This is a genomic window from Paenibacillus sp. MABNR03 (assembly GCF_050455445.1).
GTDB lineage: Bacteria > Bacillota > Bacilli > Paenibacillales > Paenibacillaceae > Paenibacillus > Paenibacillus xylanilyticus.
The window spans coordinates 1-922 of the sequence record NZ_JBCIYR010000017.1; the positions used below are offsets into that span (position 1 = coordinate 1).

A 922-nucleotide genomic window follows, 5' to 3' on the forward strand; every position below is an offset into this window, starting at 1 on the left:
CAAGCCATAGCTTCGGTGGTGTGTTTAGCCCCGTTACATTTTCGGCGCAGAGTCACTCGACCAGTGAGCTATTACGCACTCTTTCAATGGTGGCTGCTTCTAAGCCAACATCCTGGTTGTCTGTGCAACTCCACATCCTTTCCCACTTAACACACACTTGGGGACCTTAGCTGATGGTCTGGGCTGTTTCCCTTTTGACAATGGATCTTAGCACTCACTGTCTGACTCCCGGAAGTAAGTCTATGGCATTCGGAGTTTGACTGAGCTTGGTAACCCTTGCGGGCCCCGCACCCAATCAGTGCTCTACCTCCACGACTCTGTTTTCCGAGGCTAGCCCTAAAGCTATTTCGGGGAGAACCAGCTATCTCCGAGTTCGATTGGAATTTCTCCGCTACCCCCACCTCATCCCCGCACTTTTCAACGTGCGTGGGTTCGGGCCTCCAGTGCGTGTTACCGCACCTTCACCCTGGACAGGGGTAGATCACCCGGTTTCGGGTCTACGTCCACGTACTATGTCGCCCTATTCAGACTCGCTTTCGCTGCGGCTCCGGCTCTTCACCTTAACCTTGCACGGGAACGTAACTCGCCGGTTCATTCTACAAAAGGCACGCCATCACCCCTAAAACGGGCTCTGACTTCTTGTAAGCACACGGTTTCAGGTTCTATTTCACTCCCCTTCCGGGGTGCTTTTCACCTTTCCCTCACGGTACTGCTTCACTATCGGTCGCTAGGAAGTATTTAGCCTTGGCAGATGGTCCTGCCGGATTCATACGGGGTTTCACGTGCCCCGCACTACTCGGGATCCGTCTCGGAGGGAACAGACTTTCAATTACAGGGCTTTTACCTTCTTTGGCGGGCCTTTCCAGACCTCTTCGTTTAACCGGTTCCTTTGTAACTCCATGTGAGACGTCCCACAACCCCA

1 rRNA gene is annotated in these 922 nt (G+C 53.5%); it reads right to left on the reverse strand.

The window, feature by feature from the left end:
* Positions 1-922, reverse strand: a 23S ribosomal RNA gene (locus AAIH57_RS29150); the annotation flags it as partial.